This is a genomic window from Aeromonas sp. CA23 (assembly GCF_002587065.1).
In the GTDB taxonomy this organism is placed as follows: Bacteria; Pseudomonadota; Gammaproteobacteria; order Enterobacterales; family Aeromonadaceae; genus Aeromonas; species Aeromonas bestiarum.
Map to the genome: position 1 here is coordinate 2,094,610 of NZ_CP023818.1, position 19,038 is coordinate 2,113,647.

Consider the following 19,038-nt stretch of genomic DNA (forward strand, 5'->3'; position numbering starts at 1 on the left):
TGGCACCCAGAAAGGGACAAAATCATGAGTCTGGAGAAAATGGGGCAGGCGGCCCGCGAAGCCGCCTATCAGCTGGCGACCATCAGCACGGCGCAGAAAAACCGGGCGCTGGCCGCCATCGCCGATGAGCTGGAGGCGCGCAGCAGCCAGATCCTGGCCGCCAACGACAAGGACATAGCGGCCGGCCGCGAGGCCGGACTGTCGGACGCCATGCTGGATCGCTTGCTGCTCAACCCGGCCCGGCTGGCGGGGATAGTGGCGGACGTGCGCAAGGTGATCACCCTGGATGATCCGGTCGGTGCCGAAATCGACAGCCGGGTGCTGGAGAACGGCCTGCGCCTCTCTCGCCGCCGGGTGCCCATCGGTGTCATAGGCGTCATCTACGAGGCGCGTCCCAATGTCACCATCGACATCGCCAGCCTCTGCCTCAAGACGGGCAACGCCAGCATCTTGCGCGGCGGACGCGAGACCTTCCACTCCAACCTGGAGCTGGTGCGGGTGATCCAGAGCGCGCTGGCCGCCTCCGGCCTGCCACGCGATGCGGTACAGTACATAGACAATCCGGATCGGGCGCTGGTGGGCGAGCTGCTGCGTCTCGATCGCTACGTGGACATGATCATCCCCCGCGGTGGTGCCGGGCTGCACAAGATGTGCAAGGAGAACAGCTCCATCCCCGTCATCATTGGCGGCTTTGGCATCAGCCATGTCTTCGTGGACGAGAGCGCAGATCTGGCGCGCTCGCTGGCGGTCATCGACAATGCCAAGGTGCAGCGCCCCTCCGCCTGCAACGCCCTCGATACCCTGCTGGTGCATGAAAAGGTGGCCGCCGCCCTGCTGCCGCAGCTGGTCAGCCTGATGAACGAGCGCAAGGTGGCCCTGGTGGCCGCCCCCAACGCCATGGCGTTGCTAGCTGGCGCCGACACGCTGCGCGAGGCGGGCCCGGAAGACTTCGATACCGAGTGGCTCTCGCTGACTCTGGGAGTCCGGCTGGTGGCGGACGTGAACGAGGCGCTGGCCCACATGCGCGAGCATAACGCCGGCCACTCGGATGCCATCCTCACCAACGATCTGAGCAATGCCGAGCGGTTCGTCAATGGCGCCGGTTCGGCCGCCGTCTACGTCAACGCCTCCACCCGCTTCACCGACGGTGGCCAGTTCGGGCTGGGTGCCGAGGTGGCGGTCTCGACCCAGATGCTGCACGCCCGCGGCCCCATGGGACTGACCGAGCTCACCAGCTACAAGTGGGTGGGATTGGCGGATTATCTGATCCGTGCCTGAGGACGTTGCCAACGCCTGCTGGAACCATGCCGACTCAGGTCGGCATTTTTATGCTCTTTTCTTGCGCCCCATCAGGGGCTTGCATATAACTATCCAGCAGGGTGTGGCGATATTTTGCACACTGCACTACCAACAAAAACGGGAGCAGATTCAAGGATGAAGCAAACAGATTGGATTGCGCGGCCAGGATGGCTCTGGTTGAGCTTGCCGCTGCTACTGGGGGCGCTCTGTTTCAGCACCAGCAGCCACGCCAGTTGGGATCAGGATCTCTATCGCCAGCTGGGGTTGGCAGGCAAGCTCGACAAACAGGTGTTTCGCCAGGCCATCAACAGTTATCAGAGCGTGCGCCACAAGCGCAAACCCATACTCACCATCATCGACTACAGCAAACCCTCGACCCAGCGCCGGCTGTTCGTGATCGACGTGAAACGCCACAAGCTGCTCTACCACACCTGGGTCAGCCACGGCCGCAACTCGGGCGAGCTGGCGGCCCGCCAGTTTTCCAATCAGCTCAACTCCATGCAGAGTTCCCTCGGCGTCTATCGTACCGCCGAGACCTATCAGGGCAAGCATGGCTACTCGCTGCGCCTCGATGGCTTGAGCCCGGGCAAGAACAGCAATGCCCGCAGGCGTGCCATAGTGGTGCACGGCGCCGACTATGCCAGCCCGCGGCACCTGCGCAAATATGACAAGCTGGGCCGCAGCTGGGGTTGCCCCGCGCTACCCAAGGAGCAGTCCAGGGCCATCATAGACATCATCAAGGGGGGAAGCGTCATCTATGCCCACGGCTGAGGTGCACGCATCCATGCATAAGGCCAGCACGAGTGCTGGCCTTATTGTTATCTGTTACGCGGTGAACGAGCCGGGCGTTAACGCACGACCAGCACGGGGCAGGGGGCGTGACGCACCACGGATTCGGCGACGCTGCCCACCAGCAGGTGGCTGAGGCCGGAGCGGCCGTGGCTGCCCATGACCACCAGGTCGACCTTCTCCTCTTTCGCCTGAATGACGATCTCGTCGGCGGCGCGGCCGAAGCGTACCTCGAAGGTGGCGGGAATGGGCAGGCTGGCGACCAGCTCTTTCAGCTGGGTCTTGGCCTGGCGTTCCATCTCGTGGGTGATCTCGATGGCGGTCATGTGCAGGATCTTGTAGCTGTCGAAACCGTGCAGTTGATCCACCACATGGACCAGCTTGAGTTCGGCCTGATGGCTCCGGGCCATGAACACTGCATAGTCGAGCACAGACTGGGACATCTGGGAAAAATCGACGGGGCAGAGCAGGGTTTTGATGGATGACATATGAAGGCTCCCCTATGGTTGGGCTACTAATGAATCTTATTGTCAATAATACCCATTCAGAGGGTAATAACCCTCGACTCGCTCTCAAAACTGGGAAAAAGAGGTGATTCGGCGCCATATCTTCTTATGATGTGGTATGGCTTGGGTGCATTCATCGCGCTGGCTGATCCGTCGGATGAAAACATCGCCACCGAGGAAATTGTGAAACATGGTTCGTCTGCTGCTGTCGTTGCTGCTTCTTCTGTTGTCCCTGCCCGGTCGGGCCGATCCCCTGCATGTCTATTGCGATGACTGGCCCGGCTTCTGCCAGCCGGATGGGCGGGGCGTCTATCTGGATATAGTTCGCGCCATCTACCAGCCCCATGGTTATGAGGTGATCCCGCACCTAGTGCCCTACAAACGGGCGCTGGCTGTGGTGGCGCAGAGAGGGGGAGACATGGCGATGGGGGTCTATCGGGATGAAGTCATCGGTGTGCGCCAGCCGGATTATCCCGCCTCCGCCGACGATCTGACCGTGCTGATGCTCAAGAAGTGGCAGCCCCAATGGCTCGGCGAAACCAGTTTGAAGGGAGAGGGGGTGCTGTGGCTGCGGGGCTGGGCCTTTGACAAGTACATCCCGGTCACCATGCGCTGGCACGAGATCGACAGCCACGACATGGCGCTGCAGCTGCTGGCCAAGGAGCGCTACCGCTATTACCTGACCGCAGGTGTGCTCTACTCGGCCGACACCATCCCCGCCAACATGAAGCGCACCTTCCTGCGCTGGATCCCGACCTACCCCATCTTTGCCGATACCGAGCGAGGGGGGCGTCTGCAACAGCTCTGGGATCAGGGCATGGTGCGGCTGATCCGGGGCGGTACCCTGGCCGAGATCTATCGGCGTTACCAACTCCATGATTACTACCGTGGTTTTATCAAGGAGCTGGAACAAAGGGTGCAGAAGTAAGGGGAGCAGTGACGCCGTTATAACAAGCCGGCCCGCAGGCGCTTGGCCAAGCGGTCATAGAGGATCATCTTGACCGAGGCGGCCAGGCTTATGCAGCCTTGCCGTGTGGCCACATAGACCACAGCTTTACTCTGTTAGCCTGGCCCGCCGGTGTTTCGCCAGCCGGTCGTAGAGGATCACGTTGACCGAGGCGGCCAGGCTTATGCAGCCTTGCCGTGTCGCCACATAGACCACAGCTTTACTCTGTTAGCCCGGCACGGAGGCGTTTCTCCAAGCGGTCATACAGGATCACCTTGACCGAGGCGGCTAGGCTTATGCAGCCTTGCCGTGTGGTTACATAGACTACAACTTTACTCTGTTAGCCCGGCCCGCAGGCGCTTGGCCAAGCGGTCATACAGGATCACGTTGACCGAGGCGGCCAGGTTCATGCAGCCTTGTGTCGGTACATAGACTACGTCCTTCACGGCGCCATAACGGGCGGGATCCAGGGTGCCATCCTCGGGGCCGAAGATATAGAAGGCCCGCTCCGGGTGGACATAATCCGGCAGCGATGTGGCGCCCTCGATCAGATCCACCACCACGGGGACGCACCCGGCCGGGACTATCTCCATGAGGTTATCGACCCCGAGCAGGGGGATCTTGTCCACCATCTGCTTGGTATCCGTGGCAAAACGGCGTGCCAGCTCGAAGCGGTTGCCCGTGTAGTAGACCTCGTCCGCCCCATAGCAACCGGCGGCGCGCATCACGGCCCCCACGTTCTCCGGTGACTTGGGATTGACCAGTCCGATGCAGCAATAGCCCGGCGACTCCTGCGTTGGCGACTGTGGATCGGCCTGCTCTGGGCAGCCATAACCTGACTCTTTCATCTTGTTCTCCTCTGTGGCGGCCGCATTATACTCCCGGTTCGCGCTTTGCCCATGACATGCATGTCGAGGCTTGCCTGGGGGCGCCGCCGCTTCTTGGCCAGGTAGTGGCTTTTTTGGCTCGACGGGGCCCCGGAAGGGGGCAATTGCACCGTCCCGGCGCAACTCGGCCTGAGTGACCGCTGTGGCGCAGGGGCTGACATCTTGGCGCAGGGTTTGCAGTCATCCCTGGACAGAGTGAATGCGGCTTATCTGGACAAAGGCGTCCGTCCCCATCAGGGGCGGACGCCTTTTTTATGGGCCGCGGCAATCAGGCAACCCGTAACCGGGTCGCCGGACGACAAGGAGCGAGGGAATGAACACCACCTGTGCCTATTGTGGAGTAGGGTGCGGCATCCGGCTGAGCCGGGAGGGCGCAAGCTGGCAGCTGAAAGGGGATGAACAGCATCCGGCCAACGCGGGTGCCCTCTGCGTCAAGGGGGCCAGCCTGCTGGAGAGTCTGGACTTTCCCGACCGTCTGCTCTATCCGCGCTGGCAGGGGCAGCGCATCGGCTGGGATCAGGCGCTCGATACCCTGGCCAGCCGGTTTGCCACCATATTGGCCGAATCCGGGCCATCGGCCATCGGCATCTACCTGTCGGGTCAGCTCACTACCGAGGATTACTACGTCGCCAACAAGCTGATGAAGGGGTATCTGGGCAGTGCCAACGTGGATACCAACTCCCGGCTCTGCATGTCGTCGGCGGTGGTGGCCCATCAGCGCGCCTTCGGCGAGGATCTGGTGCCCGCCTGCTACGAGGATCTGGAGCTGGCGGATCTGGTGGTGATCACGGGGGCCAACACGGCCTGGACCCACCCTGTGCTGTTTCGTCGCCTGCAGCAGGCGCGGGCACGGCGCCCCGAGCTCAAGCTGGTGGTGCTGGACCCCCGTCGCACCATGACGGCGGAGCAGGGGGATCTGCACCTGGCCCTCAAGCCTGGCAGCGACGTGGCGCTGTGGAACGGTCTCTGCCGTTATCTGCTCGATCACGATGGCTGGGACAAGGATTACGTGGCGCGCCATGTGAGCGGCTTCGAGGCGCTCGCGGCGGCGCTGGACGATCCGGCCTGGCAGCTGGAGGCGGTGGCCCACAGTTGCGACCTGGCGCCAGGGGATCTGCTCGGCTTCTATCGGCTGTTTGCTCGCACCCCCAAAACCGTCACCCTGTTCTGCCAGGGGATCAACCAGTCCAATCAGGGGGTGGACAAGGCCAACGCCATCATCAACGCCCACCTGCTGTGCGGGCGCATCGGCAAGCCGGGGGCGGCCCCCTTCTCCATGACGGGGCAACCGAACGCCATGGGCGGGCGCGAGGTGGGCGGGCTGGCGACTCAGCTGGCGGCTCACATGGGCTTTGGCGAGGTCGAGTGCGACCGGGTGCAGCGCTTCTGGCAGAGCCCGACCATGGTGCGCGGGCCGGGCCACAAGGCGGTGGCGCTGTTCGAGGCGGTGGCGCGCGGGGAGATACGCGCGCTCTGGGTGCTCGGCACCAACCCGGCCGTCTCCCTGCCAGACGGCAACCGGGTGCGCGACGCGCTGGCCCGCTGCGAGCTGCTGGTGGTCTCCGAGGTGACGGCGGACACGGACACGGCGCGCCTCGCCCACCTGCTGCTGCCCGCCGCCGCCTGGGGCGAGAAGAGCGGCACGGTCACCAACTCGGAGCGCACCATCAGCCGCCAGCGTGCCTTTTTGCCCCTGCCGGGGGAGGCCAGGCCCGACTGGTGGGCGCTGACCCAGCTGGCCCGCCGGCTCGGCTTCGGCGAAGGCTTTGCCTATGAGCACGAGCACGACATCTTCAGCGAACACGCGGCCCTGTCGGGATTCGAGAACGAGGGGCAACGCCAGTTCGACATCTCGGGGCTGGCCCGCCTCAGTCGGGCCGAATTCGAGGCGCTGGCACCCCTGAGCTGGCCGGTCAACGCAGCCTGGCCCAGCGGCCGCGCCCGCCTGTTCGAGGATGGGGTCTTCTCCACGCCGGATGGGCGGGCCCGGCTGTTGCCGCTGGCCCAGCACTTTCCCCCCGAACCTGTCACCGAGCCAAAAGCTGTGCTGCAGCCGGCGGGCCTCTCCTTGCTGCTCAATTCGGGCCGGCTGCGGGATCAGTGGCACACCATGACCCGCACCGGCCACGTGCCCCGCCTGCAGGAGGCCGAACCCTGGCCCAAGCTGCGGGTGGGCGCCGCCAGCCTGCTGGCGCTCGGGCTGGCCGAGGGGGATTTGGTGCGGTTGAGCAACGGGCTCGGTGAGGCTCGGCTGCTGATCGGGGTGGACGAGGGGCTGAGGGAGGGGGAGGCCTTCCTGCCCATGCACTGGACTGACAGCCAGTGCAGCCAGGGGGCGGTCAACCGCCTCATCGCCGCCGTGGTGGATCCCCTCTCGGGCCAGCCCATGTTCAAGCAGGGACGGGTGATGGCCGAGCCGCAGCAAACCCGCTGGCAGGGGCTCTGGCTCGGTCAGCAACCCTGGGGGGATCCGGTGGACTGGTGGGCCAGGCGCCCCCTGCCCGAAGGCAACTGCACCCTGCTGGCCTCCTGGTCGGAGGGACCGCAGACGCTGTGGCAGCGGCTGGGGGTGGCGGGCCGCTGGTTGCGGCTGCCGCTCAAGCAGGGCTGGCTTGCGGTGGCGCTGGCGCAGGATCGCATCGAGGGCCTGCTGCTGGTGGGGGAGCGGTGGCCTGACATCAAGGTCGACCTGCTGGCCAGCCTGCTCGGCACGCCCTTGCAGGCGGGAGCCCTGAGCCAGACCCTGGGCGCGGCCCTGGCCGGGGATAGCAGACTGGTCTGCTCCTGCCTGCGGGTGTCGGAGCTGCGCATCGTCGACGCCATCACCCGGCAGGGGGTGAGCGAGCTGGCGGGGCTGCAGGCCCTGCTCGGCTGTGGCAGCAACTGCGGCACCTGCCTGCCAGAGATAGACAAGCTATTGATTAAGCATGTTTTTATCGCCTCAGCTTAAGAACCTGTACACGATCTTACTGTGAGGCCGTGATCAAGGCTCATGTGCTGCTCGGAATCCTCACGTATATCTATACGCTCCGGTTCCTGCGCTGCGCTTCACCTTGCTGACAGCCTCTCGTGACAGGTCGTGAACAGGTTCTAGGGGGCAGAAATACAAGGAGTGTGAGATGAGCCATGTCAGTCTGGTAGGGGCCGGTCCCGGCCCGCTCGAATTGTTGACCCTGCGCGCCCTGCAACGGCTGGAGGCGGCGGAGGTGGTGATCTATGACCGCCTGGTGGGAAGCGAAATCCTGGCCCGCATTCCCCATGGCGCGGCCCGTTTCGATGTGGGCAAGCGCTGCGGCGAGCCGAGCCCGAGCCAGGATCAGATCAACGCCCTGCTGCTGGCGCTGGCCCGCACCGGCAAGCGGGTGGTGCGGCTCAAGGGGGGCGATCCCCTGGTATTTGGCCGTGGTGGGGAGGAGGCGCTGCACCTGGCCCGTCACGGCATAGCCGCCGAGCTGGTGCCCGGCATCACGGCGGCGCTGGGCTGCGCCGCCAGCAGCCTGATCCCCCTGACCCACAGGGGGCTGGCCCGCTCCCTGACCCTGGTGACGGGCCATCTGATGGAGGAGGGCGACTATCAGGGTTGGCAGGGGCTGGCCCGGGCCGGCCACACCCTGGTGTTCTACATGGGGCTGGAGCGGGCGGCGCAGATCCGGCAGGGACTGCTGGCGGCCGGTGCCTCGCCGGATCTGCCGGTGGCGCTGGTGGTGGCCGGTTGCAGCCCGCAGCAGCAGGTGCATGAGACCCGGCTGGCCATGCTGGCAGAGGCCGCCGTGGCCCTGCTCGGGCAGAGTCCCGTGCTGATGATCATGGGGGAGGTGGTGGGCCTGCGCAGCGAGCTGAACGCCCTGCTGACCCAGGCGCTGGATCGGGTGGCCTGAGCCCCTCCACAGCCTCTACCTCCACTACCTCCAGATAGATAAAAAGGGGGTAGATTCAAATAGTTGGCCTTCATGTTGCGTCATCTGCGGTGAACAAGCAGCGACAGACAAGCTGCACTAGCCGTTGGCAAGGAGCGCCATGACAACTCTTCCCCCCGGGGGCCGTGCCAGCCCCCCTTCCCGCCTGCTGATCCACGCCGACGAGCCGGGTCAGGCCAACCGCCTGGCCCTGCTGGTCAGCCACTACGGCCATCAGCCGCAGATCCTGGACAGTCGCCAATTGCTGACCCCGCACGGACAGGGGGATGCCCTGCTCATCAGCAGTCGCCAGTTCGGCGCCGAGGTGCGGCTCGGCCTCTCTCTCTGGCCCGGGGTGCCGCGCCTGCTGTTTTGCGAGCGGATCGGCACCGAGCCCCAGATCGCCCTGTTGCAGCAGGGGGTGCTGCTGGTGCCGCATCCGTGTGGCGAGCGGGAGCCGGTCGAGCAGTGGCTGCGGCTGGCCCGCAGCCAGCTGGCCATGGTGCAGGCGCTGGCGCAGACAGAGAGTGAACTGCGCCAGCAACTGGTGGATCGGCGCCTGGTCGAGCAGGCCAAGGGGCGGCTGATGCGTCATCAGGGGCTGGACGAGGAGCAGGCCTACCGCCTGATGCGCAGCACCGCCATGAGTCGGCACCTGAGTCTGGGGGAGCTGGCACGGCAGCTGCTGCTGGCACTGCCAGCGTGAGAACCTGGGCTGGCAAACCGTTTTGGTGCAACTGCGCCTAATTGAGGCAAACGAGAAGGCAAAGCGGGAGGAAAAAGGCGGAATAGGGCGGAATAGGGCCCGTTTCGGCGGCTTGGCCAATTTGGCACGGAAAGTGGATTACCCAGAAGACAAGGAGTGATGGCGCCCACGGGCCCGTCACTCGCAACAGGGCAAAGAGGCCTCACCGATCCCGGATCGGTGAGGTTTTTTTTTGGCCGCGACCCTGCAACGGCGCAGGGGAATGGCCGCCCATGACTGTGATCTGAGCGAGGAAGGCGAATGAACAAGAGACAAGGATGTGCGGGTCTGCTGCTGGCGCTGCTGTCACTGCCGACGCTGGCGGCTGTGGGGGCCCCGGAGCAGGAGGAGCTCAAGCTGGGCTTCATCAAGCTGACCGACATGGCACCGCTGGCGGTGGCCTATGAGCGCGGTTATTTCGAGGATGAGGGGCTCTACGTCACCCTGGAGGCGCAGGCGAACTGGAAGGTGCTGCTGGATCGGGTGATCGACGGCGAGCTGGACGGTGCCCAGATGCTGGCGGGTCAGCCGCTGGCCGCCCATGTCGGCATAGGCACCCAGGCCGAGCTGGTGACGGCGTTCGCCATGGATCTCAACGGCAACGCCATCACTGTCGCCAACCCTGTGTGGGCCGCCATGCAGCCCCATCTGCCCAAGGCGGTGGCGGGTCAGGTGCCGGCCCCGGTGAGCGCCGCTGCGCTCAAACCCGTGGTGGCTCAATACCGGCAGGCGGGCAAGCCGTTCAACATGGGGATGGTGTTCCCCGTCTCCCCCCACAACTACGAGCTCAGATACTGGCTGGCGGCTGGCGGCCTGAACCCCGGCTTCTATGCCCCCGCCCTCGGCGACAGCTCGGGTCAGCGTCAGGCGGACGTGCTGCTGTCGGTCACGCCGCCGCCGCAGATGCCCGCCACCCTGGAGGCGGGCACCATAGCCGGCTACAGCGTGGGAGAACCCTGGAACCAGCAGGCGGTCGCCAGGGGCATAGGGGTGCCCGTCATCACCGATTACGAGATCTGGCGCAACAACCCGGAGAAGGTGTTCGGCGTCACCCGCCAGTGGGCAGAGCGTCATCCCAATACCCACATACGGCTGGTGAAGGCGCTGCTGCGGGCGGCCTGGTGGCTGGATGCCGAGCAGAACGGCAACCGGCGCGAGGCGGCCAAGCTGCTGGCGCGGCCGGAGTACGTGGGGGCCGACGAGGGGGTGATCGCCAACTCCATGGTGGGCACCTTCGAGTACGCCAAGGGGGACAGGCGCAACCTGCCGGACTTCAACGTCTTCTTCCGCCATCAGGCCACCTATCCCTACTACTCGGATGCCATCTGGTATCTGACCCAGATGCGGCGCTGGGGCCAGATCCCGACGGCCAAACCGGACGCCTGGTTCGAGCAAGTCGCCAGGGCCGTCTATCAACCCGAGGTCTACCGCCAGGCGGCCGAGGCGCTGATCGCCGAGGGCAAGTTCAAGGCGCAGGATTTCCCCGATTTTGCCAGTGAGCAGGGCTATCGCGGCCCGCAGGATGGTTTCATCGATGGCCTCATCTACGACGGCCGCCACCCCAACGCCTATCTGCAACAGTTCGCCATCGGCCTCAAGGGCGATGAGCGGGTGCAATGAGCGAGGAGAGCGCAATGAAACGACACAAGTGGAAAGTCATGGTGCAGCCCCTGCTCGGCGTGCTGCTGTTCCTCGGCCTCTGGCAGTGGGGGGCGAGTCAGGTGCAGACCAGCCTGGGCACCTTGCCGGGGCCGCTGGCGACCGCCAGCCAGCTCTGGTCGCTGGGGCAGGAGCATCTGGCCGAGCGGGAGAAGGCGAGCGCCTTCCTCGAGCGTCAGCAGGTGCGCAATGCCGAGCGGCTGGCGCGGGATCCTGCGGCCGAGGTGAGGCTGCGCCCCTACACAGGGCGCCCCACCTTCTTCGATCAGATCGCCACCAGCCTGCTCACTGTGCTGTGCGGCTTCGCTCTGGCCAGCCTGATCGCCATCCCGTGCGGCGTGCTGCTCGGCATGAATCAGGGGCTCTACCGCGCAGCCAACCCGGTGATCCAGCTGCTCAAGCCGGTGTCGCCCCTGGCCTGGCTGCCACTTATCACGCTGGTGGTGAGCGCGCTCTACACCAGCTCTGCCCCCTGGCTTGCCAAGTCCTTCGTCACCTCGGCGCTGACGGTGACCCTCTGCTCCCTCTGGCCGACCCTGATCAACACGGCGGTCGGGGTGGCGGGGCTGGACAGCGACCTGCACAACGTCAGCCGGGTGCTGCGGCTCTCTTTCCTGACCCATGTGCGCCGCATAGTGCTGCCCGGCGCCCTGCCCATGATCTTCACCGGGCTGCGGTTGTCCCTCGGGGTGGCCTGGATGGTGCTGATCGCGGCCGAGATGCTGGCCCAGAACCCCGGGCTCGGCAAGTTCGTGTGGGACGAGTTCCAGAGCGGCGGCTCGGCCTCCCTGGCCCGCATCATGGTGGCCGTGGTCACCATTGGCCTCATCGGCTGCGGCCTGGACAGGGGCATGCTGGCCCTGCAGCAGTGGCTCTCCTGGGACAAGCGTCAGGTGCTGCGCTAGGGCCGCCCAGGCCCTGCAGCAGTGGTTTTGCTTCAGGACACGCGCCAGGTATTGCGCTAGGGACAGGATTCAGTGACGAAACACATATTCAGGCAGGAGAAGAGCCAATGAAGAGTTATCTGGAGATAAGCGACGTCGGCATCTCGTTCGAGACGGAGCAGGGGCGCTTCGAGGCCCTCAGCCGGGTCAACCTGCGCATCGAGCGGGGGGAGTTCGTCTCCCTCATTGGCCACTCAGGTTGCGGCAAGAGCACTGTGCTCAACCTGGTGGCCGGGCTGCTGGAGCCCACCACGGGGGGCATCATTCTGGACGGGCGCGAGGTGGTTGGGCCTGGCCCGGAGCGGGCCATGGTGTTCCAGAACCATGCGCTGCTGCCCTGGCTCAGCGTCCGGCAGAACGTGGCGCTGGCGGTGGGGCAGGTTGAGCCGAACCGGCGGGCGGCTTCGGAGCGGGTCGACTACTACCTCTCTCTGGTGCAGATGGATCATGCCAGCCAGAAGATGCCCCACGAGCTGTCGGGGGGGATGAAGCAGCGGGTCGGCATTGCCCGCGCCCTGTCGCTTTCCCCCAAGGTGCTGCTGATGGACGAGCCGTTCGGCGCCCTGGATGCCCTGACCCGGGCCCACCTGCAGGACGCGCTGATGGCCATTCAGGCCGAGCTTGGCAATACCGTCATCATGATCACTCACGACGTGGACGAGGCTGTGCTGCTCTCCGATCGTATCGTCATGATGACCAATGGTCCCGCCGCCACGGTCGGGGAGATCCTGACCGTGGACTTGCCAAGGCCCAGAGACAGGGTCGCCCTGGCGGACGATGGTCACTATCACAAGCTGCGCCAGCAGGTGCTGCGCTTCCTCTACGAGAAGCAGCGCAAGGTGACCCCGCTCAAGGCGGCCGACCCGGTGCGCAGCAAGCTGCGCGCCTGAGCCCCCAGAATTCAAGGAAGAGAAACATGGACAATAAACAAAGATTGCTGGTGGTGGGCAAGGGCATGGATGATGAGATGGACCATCACTTGGTCGACTCGCCTGAGAGGGGTGAGAAACAACGTCTGCTGGTGATCGGCAATGGCATGGTGGGTCACCACTTTGTCGAGCAGCTGGTGTCGGCTGGTGGCCTGAACCGGTTCGAGGTGACGGTATTTGGTGCCGAGCCGGACTCCGCCTATGACAGGGTGCATCTGTCCGAGGTATTCGGCGGCAAGGCGCCCGAGGCGCTGCAACTGGCGGATCCCGCCTGGTATGAGGCGCAGGGCATCAGGCTGCGGCTGGGAGCCGAGGTGGAGGTGCTGGACAGAGATACCCGCACCCTGACCCTGGCCGATGGCGAGCGGTTCGGTTACGACCGGCTGGTGCTGGCGACCGGCTCGGTCCCCTTCGTGCCGCCCATCCCCGGCCATCAGCGGGCGGGCTGCTTCGTCTACCGTACCCTGGGGGATCTCGCCGCCATCCGCGATGCCTGCGCCCAGGCGCGCAGCGGCGTGGTGATCGGCGGCGGCCTGCTGGGGCTGGAGGCCGCAAACGCCTTGCGCCTGCTCGGGCTCAAGACCCAGGTAGTGGAGTTTGCCCCGCGGCTGATGCCGGTGCAGCTCGATGACAACGGCGGCGCCGTGCTGCGGGACAAGATCCGGGCGCTCGGGGTCGAGGTGCTGGTGGAGAAGGCCACCGAGTGCATCGAGGATGGGGAGCAGGCCCGTCAGCGGCTGAGGTTCAAGGATGGCTCTCATCTTGAGACCGACGTGATCCTGTTCTCGGCCGGCATCCGACCCGCCGACGGCCTGGCCCGTCAATCCGGGCTGAGCGTCGGCGAGCGCGGCGGCATCTGCATCGACGAGGGCTGCCACAGCTCGGACCCCGCCATCCTTGCCATCGGTGAATGCGCGCTCTGGCAGGGGCGCATCTTCGGGCTGGTGGCCCCCGGCTACCAGATGGCCCGGGCCGCCGTGGCCAGCCTGTGCGGCGGCGAGAGCCGCTTCGCGGGGGCCGACATGTCCACCAAGCTCAAGCTGATGGGGGTGGACGTGGGCTCCATCGGAGATGCCCACGCCAGCACGGCCGGGGCTCAGGAGCTGCTGCTGCTGGACAGGGTCAACGGCATCTACAAGAAGCTGGTGACCGACGGCGAGGGGAGCCGGCTGCTCGGCGCCATCCTAGTGGGGGACGGAGCCGATTATGAGAGACTGCTGCAGTACTATCAGAACGGGGTGGCGCTGCCCCAGCCGCCGCTCTCCCTGCTGGTGGGGGAAGCGGGCGGCGCCCCCGCGCCTCTGGTGCTGCCGGACAGCGCCATCCTCTGCTCCTGCCACAACGTCAGCAAGGGGGCCGTGGTGGCCGCCGTCAAGGCAGGCAACCACGAGCTGGCGGCGGTCAAGAGCTGCACCAGGGCGGGCACCGGCTGCGGCGGCTGCAGCAACCTGCTCAAGCAGGTGATGGAGCAGACGCTGGCGGATCTCGGGGTCGAGGCGGACAAGGGGCTGTGCGAGCACTTCGCCCACAGCCGCCAGGAGCTCTATCACCTGGCCAGGGTCGGCGAGCTGAAGAGCTTCGAGGCGCTGCGCGACAAGCACGGCCATGGCCTTGGCTGCGACATCTGCAAGCCGACGGTCGCCTCCATACTGGCGTCGCTGTGGAACGAGCATGTGCTGGAGAAGCCCCACCGCGGCCTGCAGGATACCAACGACGCCTTCCTCGCCAACCTGCAAAAGGACGGCACCTATTCGGTGGTACCGCGCATCCCCGGCGGGGAGATCACCCCGGATGGTCTCATCACCATAGGGGAGGTGGCGCGCAAGTACGGCCTCTACACCAAGATCACCGGCGGCCAGCGCATCGACTTGTTCGGCGCCCGGCGCGATCAGCTGCCCGCCATCTGGGGCGAGCTGGTGGATGCGGGCTTCGAGACAGGTCAGGCCTACGGCAAGTCGGTGCGCACAGTGAAGTCCTGCGTCGGCTCGACCTGGTGCCGCTACGGGGTGCAGGACTCCATGACCCTGACCCAGACTCTGGAGAACCGCTACAAGGGGCTGCGGGCGCCCCACAAGCTGAAGTTTGCGGTCTCCGGCTGTACCCGGGAGTGCGCCGAGGCCCAGAGCAAGGACATAGGCGTCATCGCCACCGAGCGCGGCTGGAACCTCTATGTGTGCGGCAATGGCGGCATGCGGCCGCGCCACGCCGACCTCTTTGCCACCGACCTCGATGAGCAAACACTGATCCGTTACATAGACAGGCTGCTGATGTTCTACGTGCGCACCGGCGATCGGTTGCAGCGTACCTCGGTCTGGATGGAGAGCATGGAGGGGGGGCTCGACTACCTCAAGTCGGTGATCATAGAGGACAGGCTCGGCATAGGGGCCGAGCTGGAGGCCATGATGGACGGCATAGTGGGCAGTTGGCAGTGCGAGTGGAAGAGCACGCTGGCGGATCCGGACAAGCTGAAGCTGTTCGAGGCCTTCGTCAACCAGCCGGAGGGGAGCACGCCCCCCAGACGGGAGGAGCGGGGCCAGTGGGTGCCGGATATCAGCATCAAGGAGGTGATATGAACGGAGCCAACCAGAGTGCATGGCAAGAGACGCCGGATGAGCAGCGACAAGGAGCAGAGATGGGGCCGAGCAGAGAGAACGTGTTGCAGAGCGAGCATGGCGAATGGCTGCGGGCATGCGAGCTGGCGGCCCTGCCGGAGCAGGCGGGGCGCAGCGCCTGGCTGGGGGGGCGGGCGCTGGCGCTGTTTCGGCTCGGCGAGCGGGTCTATGCGCTGGATGACCTGGATCCCCTGGCCGGGGTGGCCGTGCTGAGCCGGGGCTTGGTGGGGGATTGCGGTGGCGAGCCCGTGGTTGCCTCGCCGCTCTACAAGCAGCGTTATGCCCTGGCCGATGGCCGCTGTCTGGACGACCCGGCGCTGAAGGTGGCCTGCTGGCCCGTGATGCAGAGTGCCGGCGAAGTCTGGGTGTTGTTGGGCTGAGTGGAATCATCTGAAAACCGTTTTTTCATCGCCGGGCTCTGCCCGGTGATTTTTTGTGCGCAAACCGACAATTTTTGCACGGGGTGATAGCGGGAAAACGTTTTTCGGAAATAATGGACAAACGTTTGTAACTGGATGTTTGTCTATGACGGAACGTGAGCAAGAGATCCTCGCCCTGCTGCGCCAGGACCCCATGATTGCCCAGCAGGAGCTGGCGGACAGGCTCGGCATCAGCCGCTCGGCGCTGGCGAGCCACATCTCCAGCCTAATGCGCCAGGGCTATGTGCAGGGGCGCGGTTATGTGCTGCGGGAAGGGCCCTACGCCGTGGTGATCGGCGGCGCCAATATGGATATCTGCGGCTGCAGCCACGACAACCTGCGCATCGGCGACTCCAATCCCGGCAAGGTTCGCACCTCCGCCGGCGGGGTGGGGCGCAACATAGCCGAGAACCTGGCGCGGCTCGGTACAGATACCCGGCTGCTGAGCGCGGTGGGCAACGATCAATACGGTCATCACCTGCTGGACGTGACCCAGCGCGCCGGCGTCGACGTGCGCCAGGTGCTGATGCTGGACGGCCAGGCGACCTCCTGTTACCTCAGCCTGCACGATGGCAGCGGCGAGATGAGCTGCGCCGTCAACGACATGGCGATCATCGATCAACTGACACCGGCCCGGCTCACCCCCTTGAGCGGTTTTCTCGGGGCGGCCCGGCTCTGGGTGCTCGACACCAACCTCGCCACCCACACCCTGGACTGGCTGTTCGAGCGCCAGGGCGAGCACATCATCTTCGTCGACACCGTCTCGGTGGCCAAGGTGGAGAAGATCCGCCCCTGGCTGCACCGGATCCACACCCTCAAACCCAATCGCAGCGAGGCCGAGCAGTTGTGCGGCTTCACCATAGCCGGGCCCGATACCTGGCCCATGGCGGCGGCCTGGTTCCACCGGGCCGGGGTGCAGCGGCTGTTCCTGAGTCTCGGCGATCAGGGGATTTTCTATAGCGACGGGGAGTGCCAGGGCCATCTGCCCGTGCTCGGCAGCCCGGTCGTCAACGTGACCGGCGGTGGCGATGCCTTCATGGCAGGGCTGGCCCACGCCTGGTTGCAGGAGCAGGGCATCATGGAGACGACCCGGTTCGCTCTCGGCTGCGCCGCCCTCACCGTCAATTGTTCCGATACCGTCTTTTCCGGCCTATCCAAGGCCGCCGTTGAACGCATGCTGGAGGAGTACCCATGTTGAACGCTTACCTCGATATCCAACCTGAAGTCGCTGCGGCCCTGGCCGCCGGCAAACCCGTCGTTGCCCTGGAGTCCACCATCATCTCCCACGGCATGCCCTATCCGCAGAACGTGGAGACGGCGCGTCAGGTAGAGCAAGTCGTGCGCGACAACGGCGCCGTGCCGGCCACCATCGCCATCCTGGATGGCCGCCTCAAGGTGGGTCTGGATGCGGGGGCGCTGGAGGCGCTGAGTCGGGCCGGTCATGCCGCCACCAAGTGCAGTCGCCGCGACATTCCCTTCGTGCTGGCGAACAAGGGGCTGGGCGCGACCACGGTCGCCTCCACCATGATCATCGCCGCCATGGCCGGGATCCGGGTGTTTGCCACCGGCGGCATCGGCGGCGTGCATCGCGGCGCCCAGGAGACCTTCGACATCTCGGCGGATCTGCAGGAGTTTGCCCAGACCCCGGTGGCTGTGGTCTGCGCCGGCGCCAAGTCGATCCTCGACATCGGCCTGACCCTGGAGTACCTGGAGACCCAGGGCGTGCCCGTCATCGGCTATCAGACCGATGAGCTGCCTGCCTTCTACACCCGCGAGAGCGGCTTCAAGGTGGATTACCGGCTGGAGAGCCCGGCGGCAATCGCCGAGGCGCTGCGCCTCAAGTGGGAGCTGGGACTGGCCGGCGGCGCCGTGGTCACCAACCCGATCCCGACCCAGTTTGCCATGCCCAAGGCAGACATAGATGCCGCGATCAAGCAGGCGTTGCAGGAAGCGGACGAGCAGGGGGTCAAGGGCAAGGCGTCCACCCCCTTCCTGCTGGCCCGGGTATGCGAACTGACCGGCGGCAACTCGCTGGCGGCCAACATCCAGCTGGTGCTGAACAACGCCGCGCTGGGGGCCCGCATCGCCGCCAGCCTGTAACGGGTAGTCCGGGGCGGCAACTCCCTGGCCGTTAATGTCCAGCTGGTGCTGAACAACGCCGCGCTGGGGGCCCGCATCGCCGCCAGTCTGTAACGGGTAGTCCGGGGCGGTAACTCCCTGGCCGTTAATGTCCAGCTGGTGCTGAACAACGCCGCCCTGGGGGCGCGTATCGCCGCCAGTCTGTAATCAGTTTCTGCAAACGAAAAAGAGGGCCTCTTGGCCCTCTTTTCTATCTCTGCTCTGTGATCGCCAGGGTGGGTTATTGCAACACCAGCCGACCGTGCAGCGGCTGCACGGGTCTGTTGTTGGGGTGGTGCATCACCGCCTTGAAGGCGTCGATCTGGGCCTGGCTCACCTGTACCGGTTGTTTCATCACCAGCCAGCGCACCCCTTCCGAGCAGGGCGGTGTGGTCAGCGAACCGCTGAAACGGTAGTAGTCGCGGTTGGTGGGCAGCAGTTGCTCCGCCGACAGTGGCGTTGCCAGCGACCGGCTTTCGCCCGCCTTGGCCGGCAGTTGCTGCCAGGCCTGGCTCAGCGTCGGGTTGGCGTGGCCCGGCTCGAACATCACGGCCACCACCGCCAGCTCCCCCTTGGCGTTGGCGTGCACCAGGTGCCCCTCCAGCGGGTAGGATTTGCCCTTGATGAGGTTTTCACTGGGGGCGTGGAAGTGGAACTGCTTGAGCTCAAAGCGCATGCCGTCGAGCTCAAGCGAGCTGCCCGGGGCATAGCTGACCTGTACCGTGTGGCCGTTGTTGGTGACGCTCTGGCCACCCGCCAGGTAGTGAAACTGCAGCGGGGCCAGCTTGGCCTCCACCAGACCATCGAGGTTGACCGGCGACTGGTTGCTGCCCGCGCACTGGCCAAATTCGGGGGTCAGTTTGGCCCATTGCGCCGGGCCGGCCTCGCCGCTGTATTCCCAATGCGGGGCGGCAGCGAAGGCGGTGGGACAGAGCAACAGGGCACAGGCCAACAGGGACTTTCTCATCATACATCCTTATCTTGATTGAAAAGCACAGCCATCCGCTTCCTTAATAAGTGAAGGAACAGGGGATGGCATTATCTGAAATGCGGGATACAGAATGTCAGACCGGATTGTTTATTATTAACAGCCGCATTACCGATCATATTTATGATGCATTTAATATGAATCTAATTAACAGTCGGCAGCGACTGCATATTGAATAATCGCTTTATTCAATGACAGCAATCTAATTAATTGGCTGTCATCTCAGATGAATTTGCTCATAATTCATACATCAGAATTCAGCTCTTTTTTTGGCTCGCAAGTCCCCGCCACCGATCCGCCT

The 19,038-nt window shown here is 65.0% G+C and carries 16 protein-coding genes; 13 read left to right on the forward strand and 3 right to left on the reverse strand.

Translation table 11 applies throughout. From position 1 onward, the window contains the following. Positions 1–24 precede the first annotated feature (24 nt). A complete protein-coding gene (locus CK910_RS09945) occupies positions 25–1,278 on the forward strand; it encodes a glutamate-5-semialdehyde dehydrogenase (RefSeq protein ID WP_098982616.1) in 1,254 nt (417 codons plus the stop codon). Between the two features lie 156 nt (positions 1,279–1,434). Next, the gene (locus CK910_RS09950; RefSeq protein WP_043138133.1) at positions 1,435–2,070 is read left to right on the forward strand and encodes a murein L,D-transpeptidase catalytic domain family protein; all 636 of its coding nucleotides are present in this window, start codon (positions 1,435–1,437) and stop codon (positions 2,068–2,070) included. Between the two features lie 77 nt (positions 2,071–2,147). Here the strand turns inward: CK910_RS09950 and CK910_RS09955 are convergent, their stop codons facing one another. Next, the gene (locus CK910_RS09955) at positions 2,148–2,576 is read right to left on the reverse strand and encodes a universal stress protein (RefSeq protein WP_043138135.1); all 429 of its coding nucleotides are present in this window, start codon (positions 2,574–2,576) and stop codon (positions 2,148–2,150) included. Between the two features lie 208 nt (positions 2,577–2,784). Between CK910_RS09955 and CK910_RS09960 the strand changes: the two genes are divergently transcribed. After that, positions 2,785–3,522 carry a hypothetical protein gene (locus tag CK910_RS09960; protein ID WP_098982618.1) on the forward strand — a complete coding sequence of 246 codons (738 nt, stop codon included), beginning with the start codon at positions 2,785–2,787 and terminating at the stop codon, positions 3,520–3,522. 350 nt (positions 3,523–3,872) lie between these two features. Here the strand turns inward: CK910_RS09960 and CK910_RS09970 are convergent, their stop codons facing one another. After that, entirely contained in the window at positions 3,873–4,388 is a 516-nt protein-coding gene (locus CK910_RS09970; RefSeq protein WP_098982624.1) for an RNA methyltransferase, read from the reverse strand. Between the two features lie 352 nt (positions 4,389–4,740). Here CK910_RS09970 and CK910_RS09975 point away from each other — a divergent pair, with 352 nt between their 5' ends. The 10 genes from CK910_RS09975 (at position 4,741) to CK910_RS10020 (ending at position 17,731) form a co-directional block, all read left to right on the forward strand. Continuing rightward, positions 4,741–7,377, forward strand: a complete 2,637-nt coding sequence (locus CK910_RS09975) for a nitrate reductase (protein ID WP_098982626.1) — start codon at positions 4,741–4,743, stop codon at positions 7,375–7,377. Between the two features lie 169 nt (positions 7,378–7,546). Further along, on the forward strand, positions 7,547–8,305 hold the full coding sequence (gene cobA / locus CK910_RS09980) for a uroporphyrinogen-III C-methyltransferase (RefSeq protein ID WP_098982629.1): 759 nt from the start codon (positions 7,547–7,549) through the stop codon (positions 8,303–8,305). 139 nt (positions 8,306–8,444) lie between these two features. Then, positions 8,445–9,029, forward strand: a complete 585-nt coding sequence (locus CK910_RS09985) for an ANTAR domain-containing response regulator (RefSeq protein ID WP_098982632.1) — start codon at positions 8,445–8,447, stop codon at positions 9,027–9,029. Positions 9,030–9,329: 300 nt separating this feature from the next. Continuing rightward, on the forward strand, positions 9,330–10,688 hold the full coding sequence (locus CK910_RS09990; RefSeq protein WP_172955287.1) for a CmpA/NrtA family ABC transporter substrate-binding protein: 1,359 nt from the start codon (positions 9,330–9,332) through the stop codon (positions 10,686–10,688). A 14-nt stretch (positions 10,689–10,702) separates the two neighbouring features. After that, positions 10,703–11,632 carry an ABC transporter permease gene (locus CK910_RS09995; protein WP_098982635.1) on the forward strand — a complete coding sequence of 310 codons (930 nt, stop codon included), beginning with the start codon at positions 10,703–10,705 and terminating at the stop codon, positions 11,630–11,632. 107 nt (positions 11,633–11,739) lie between these two features. After that, the gene (locus tag CK910_RS10000) at positions 11,740–12,561 is read left to right on the forward strand and encodes an ABC transporter ATP-binding protein (RefSeq protein WP_098982638.1); all 822 of its coding nucleotides are present in this window, start codon (positions 11,740–11,742) and stop codon (positions 12,559–12,561) included. Positions 12,562–12,587: 26 nt separating this feature from the next. Next, positions 12,588–15,173 carry a nitrite reductase large subunit NirB gene (gene nirB / locus CK910_RS10005; RefSeq protein WP_098982641.1) on the forward strand — a complete coding sequence of 862 codons (2,586 nt, stop codon included), beginning with the start codon at positions 12,588–12,590 and terminating at the stop codon, positions 15,171–15,173. Next, positions 15,170–15,592, forward strand: coding sequence for a nitrite reductase small subunit NirD (gene nirD, locus CK910_RS10010; RefSeq protein WP_098982643.1), 423 nt, complete (start codon positions 15,170–15,172; stop codon positions 15,590–15,592). The genes nirB and nirD overlap by 4 nt, the downstream gene beginning before the upstream one ends. A 145-nt stretch (positions 15,593–15,737) precedes the next feature. Then, entirely contained in the window at positions 15,738–16,829 is a 1,092-nt protein-coding gene (locus CK910_RS10015) for a PfkB family carbohydrate kinase (protein WP_043161981.1), read from the forward strand. Further along, entirely contained in the window at positions 16,823–17,731 is a 909-nt protein-coding gene (locus CK910_RS10020; protein WP_098982646.1) for a pseudouridine-5'-phosphate glycosidase, read from the forward strand. Before CK910_RS10015 ends, CK910_RS10020 begins: the two co-directional genes overlap by 7 nt. A gap of 259 nt (positions 17,732–17,990) precedes the next feature. Here CK910_RS10020 and CK910_RS10025 read toward each other — a convergent pair whose 3' ends face one another. Further along, entirely contained in the window at positions 17,991–18,716 is a 726-nt protein-coding gene (locus CK910_RS10025) for a carbonic anhydrase (RefSeq protein WP_098982648.1), read from the reverse strand. Between the last annotated feature and the right edge of the window lie 322 nt (positions 18,717–19,038).